Genomic DNA, 4,004 nt, shown 5'->3' with positions numbered 1-4,004 from the left:
GCGGGCTGCGGATCGCCGAGACCAACCAGGTCGACCCGGCCGACATCGTGGTCCACGACGCGCACCGGGAGAACCCCGCCTACGCGTTCGCGCTGTCCCGGCTGTCGTCCCAGGACCTGCGGTACACCCCGATGGGCGTCTTCCGGTCCGTCCAGAAGCCCACCTACGACGCGATGATGGCCGACCAGCTCGACCAGGCCCGCACCGAGAGCGAGCCGGACCTGGACGCCTTGCTCACCGGGGCGGACACCTGGACGGTCGAGGCCTGAACCCGGCATCCCAGCTGGCTTCCGACGCTGCGTTCGGGGTGACCGGTCAGACGACCTCGTACGTGCGGGCGAGCACGCGGCCGACGGTCAGGCCGAGGCCGGCCATCCGCACGTCGTTGGCCACGCCCTGCTCTTCGTCGGTGAGCCACGCCAGCGCCTGCTCAGGGCTGTCGAACGCGCGGATGTCCACCGCATCGGCGACGTCGGCCTGACGTCCGGCCCGGGCAACCCCCACCGACACGTACTGCTCGTGCCCGCCGGACCACGCGCTCCACGGCCCGTCGAGCGCGGTCGAGAACTCCGCGGACGTCAGCGCGGGATGGCGCCTGAGCAGCGTCACCAGGACGACGGTCCCGCCCGGGATCACCGAGGCGATCCGGGCAGCTCCGAGGAACAGGGAGAAGCGAGTCTTGTCCACGAGCACCGCCTCGTCGGTCATCACCTCGTCGCGGTACACGGACGAGGAGAAGCCGGCGTCCATGCTGTCCAGTGAGTCGAACTGCAGCAGCGAACACGCATCGAAGCCCGGGTAGGGGAGCGGGAGCCGACCGTCGACCAGGACGGGATGGAACTGCGTGTACCGCCGGAGCCCTGGGATCTTCCCGGCCGCCACCGAGTGCGTCGTCCGCCAGTGCTCGACGAAGTCCGTGGTCGACAGCCCTGCGGTCCGCGGTGCCATCCCCAGGCGTGTGATCACGACGCTCCTCGCTCCCGCCCCGGGTCGGCTGGCTACTTCGCCGTGACGCCGCCGTCGACCGGGATGGTCACGCCGGTGACGTAGGACGACAGGCTGCTGGCCAGGAAGAGGACGACGTTCGCGATCTCCTCCGGCTGGGAGGGCCGGGCCATCGGGATCGTGGCGGCGAAGGCCTCCTTGCGCCGCTGGATCTCCTCGGGGTCGTCGATGCGGAAGAAGCCTTTGAGCCCCGGCGTGTCCACCATGCCCGGGGCGACGGCGTTGACGCGGACCCCGTCGGTCGCCAGGGCCAGGGCCATCGACCGGACGAGCGCGATGATCCCGCCCTTCGTGAACGAGTACAGCGGGCTGAACGGCGACCCGATCAGGCCGGAGGTGGAGCTGGTGAAGATCACCGAGGCGCCGCCGTCGGCACCGCCGGCCTTGAGGGCCTCGGTGAGGTAGCCGCTGAGGAAGAAGCTGGCCCGGGCGTTGATCTCGATGCTGGTGTCCCACTCCTCCTGCGTGAGGTTCTGCCCGGCCGCGCCGGGGATGCCGACGTTGTTGTAGAGCACGTGCAGCTTGCCGTGCTGCTGCTGCACGCGGTCGGCCAGCGCCTCGAGCGCACCGAGGTCGCGCACGTTCACGATCTCGGCGACGGCCGAGCCGCCCGCGGACTCGATGCCGGCGACGGTGTCCTTGGCGTTCTCCTCGTTGACGTCCACGACGATCACGTGGGCGCCCTCGCGCGCGAAGACCTCGGCGGCCGCGCGGCCCATGCCGGAGGCTCCGGCGGTGACGAGCGCGATCTTGTCCTTGAGCAGCATCGGTTCTCCTGGTTGTCGGATGGACGGGGTCAGCGGGCGGCGGTGGTGACGAGCTGCTCGGCGAGCGCGTAGGCCTGCCGGGTCGCGAAGACGAGCCGGCGGGGCGCGTAGGCGTCGCCCAGGATGTGGAGGTCGGGCTGCCGGGTGCGCAGCTCGTCGTAGAGGCAGGACTCGGAGACGCTGCCGCAGGCGAGCACCACCGAGTCGAACTCGCCGGTCGTCCGGGTGCGCATCGAGTAGACGTTGCGGACGTCGACGGTGTGCTCGCCGATGCCCACGACCTCCTCCATGAACGTGAACCGGACGTCCTTGGCGTCGAGCCGGCCGAGGATGGCGCCGATCATGTACCGGCCGATCAGCGGCGCCGGCTGCTGGGTGGCGTAGACGACGGAGACGTCGTGACCCTGCTCGGCCAGGAAGTCGGCCACCGACAGGGGGGCGACGTGGTCGTCCTGCGCGACCACCAGGACGCGGTGCCCGGGGGTGGCCCTGCCGACCAGGACGTCGCGGATGTCGAGCACGTGCGGGGCGTCGACGCCGGGGATGTCCGGGCGCCGCGGACCGGCCCCGGTGGCGATCGCGACGGTGTCCGCGCCGTCGGCGAGGACGTCGTCCGCGGTGGCGCGCCGGCCGCGGTGGACGCGCACGCCGAGGTCGGTCAGCCGCCGCTCCTGCCACCGCAGGTAGGCCGCGTAGCCCTCGTGCCGCGGCGCCCTGACGGCGTAGCGCAGCTGCCCGCCGAGCTCGGCGTCGGCCTCCCAGAGGTCCACGTCCAGCCCGCTCTCCCGGGCGAGGGCGGCCAGCTCCATGCCGGCGGGACCGCCGCCCACGACGAGCAGCCGGCGGCCGCTCGACACCGTCGGCCACGGGACGTCGACCTCGTGGCTGGTCGTGGGGTTGACCGCGCAGCCGAAGGGGAGGCCCTCCACGTAGCGGCGGCTGATGCACTCGTTGCCGCCGACGCAGGGGCGGATGTCCGCGGTGCGGCCGGCCCTGGCCTTGGCCAGCAGGTCGCCGTCCGCGATGTGCGCCCGGGCCATCCCGACGATGTCGGCCTCGCCGGCGGCGAGGACGCGCTCGGCGACGTCCGGATCGGTGATCCGGCCGGTGTGGACGACCGGCAGGCTGATCGCGCGCGTGAGCTCGCCGGCCAGCGGGCCGAACTGACCCGGCTCGAAGTAGGTGGGCTGGATGTAGCTGGGGTTGCCCCACGGGCTGCCGACGACGCCGTGGACGTAGTCGATGAGGCCGGTGGACTCGAAGTACTGGGCCAGCTCGATGCCGCCGTCGACGCCGTACCCCTCGGGCATCTCCTCGCGGATGTTCAGCCGGATACCCAGGGTCAGCGACGTGCCGATGACGTCGCGGATGGCCTGCATGCACTCGACGGCGAAGCGGGCGCGGTTCTCCAGCGAGCCGCCGTAGGCGTCCTCCCGCCGGTTCGTGTAGGCGGAGAGGAACCACTCGTGCAGGTCGTCGTGGTTGAGGTGCAGCTCGACGCCGTCCGCGCGGCCCTCCATCGAGAGCCTGGCCGACTCGGCGTACTCGCGGACGAAGGAGTCGATGTCGTCGGAGTCCATCACGTGCGGCATCAGGTTGATGGTCGGGGCGCTCATCACCGGCGAGGCGCCGTGGGGCATGCCGCCCTGGTGCACCATCTGCACCGTCACGCTCGTGTCGAGCGCGTGGAGCGCGTCACTGAACGCCTGCACCCGCTCGACGAAGTGCGGCAGCCGGAAGAAGCCGGTGGTCGCGGCACCGACGCCGGTCGGCTCGAAGCCGGGGATCAGGGTGTTGCGGATGTGCGTGGACAGGCTGGCCACCCAGGCCGGGCCGTCGTTCGCGCAGCGGCTCTCGAAGTAGGCGATGTTCCGGCGGGCGTCGTCCTCGGAGCCGTAGATGTTGCCGATCGCCGAGGCGTGCGGCGGGAGCATCGCGCGGTTCCGCAGCTCCATCGTCCCGACGCGGATCGGCGAGAACAGGTGGGAGTAGGCCACGGTGTCCACCTCGGCGGAGGCGGTCATGCCGCACTTGCCATCCGGCTGACATCCATGCTCATGATATATACGGACCTAGAGGGCTGACGTCAATCCATGAGGTGGTTCGCGCGATGAACATCGTCGTTCTTGTCAAGCAGGTCCCGGACTCCGGTACCGAGCGCAAGCTGGACCCGGCGGACAACACCGTCGCCCGTGCCGGCGCCGACAACGTCATCAACGAGATGGACGAGTA

The 4,004-nt window shown here is 71.1% G+C and carries 3 protein-coding genes and 1 pseudogene; 1 reads left to right on the top strand and 3 read right to left on the bottom strand.

The genetic code is table 11. The features are described 5' to 3' along the window. A pseudogene (locus tag E4P40_RS26785) lies at window positions 1-269 on the top strand (2-oxoacid:ferredoxin oxidoreductase subunit beta); the annotation flags it as partial. A gap of 46 nt (window positions 270-315) precedes the next feature. On the opposite strand, the gene E4P40_RS26780 reads toward E4P40_RS26785, so the two are convergent. Genes E4P40_RS26780 through E4P40_RS26770 form a run of 3 tightly spaced genes read right to left on the bottom strand, consistent with a single transcriptional unit; the run spans window position 316 to window position 3,796 of the window. Beyond that, entirely contained in the window at window positions 316-966 is a 651-nt protein-coding gene (locus E4P40_RS26780) for an EthD domain-containing protein (protein ID WP_135161342.1), read from the bottom strand. 32 nt (window positions 967-998) lie between these two features. After that, a complete protein-coding gene (locus tag E4P40_RS26775) occupies window positions 999-1,772 on the bottom strand; it encodes an SDR family oxidoreductase (protein WP_135161341.1) in 774 nt (257 codons plus the stop codon). A gap of 29 nt (window positions 1,773-1,801) precedes the next feature. Beyond that, entirely contained in the window at window positions 1,802-3,796 is a 1,995-nt protein-coding gene (locus tag E4P40_RS26770) for an FAD-dependent oxidoreductase (RefSeq protein WP_135161340.1), read from the bottom strand. Between the last annotated feature and the right edge of the window lie 208 nt (window positions 3,797-4,004).

Source organism: Blastococcus sp. CT_GayMR20, assembly GCF_004570345.1.
This window is presented reverse-complemented; position numbering and strand designations above follow the sequence as displayed.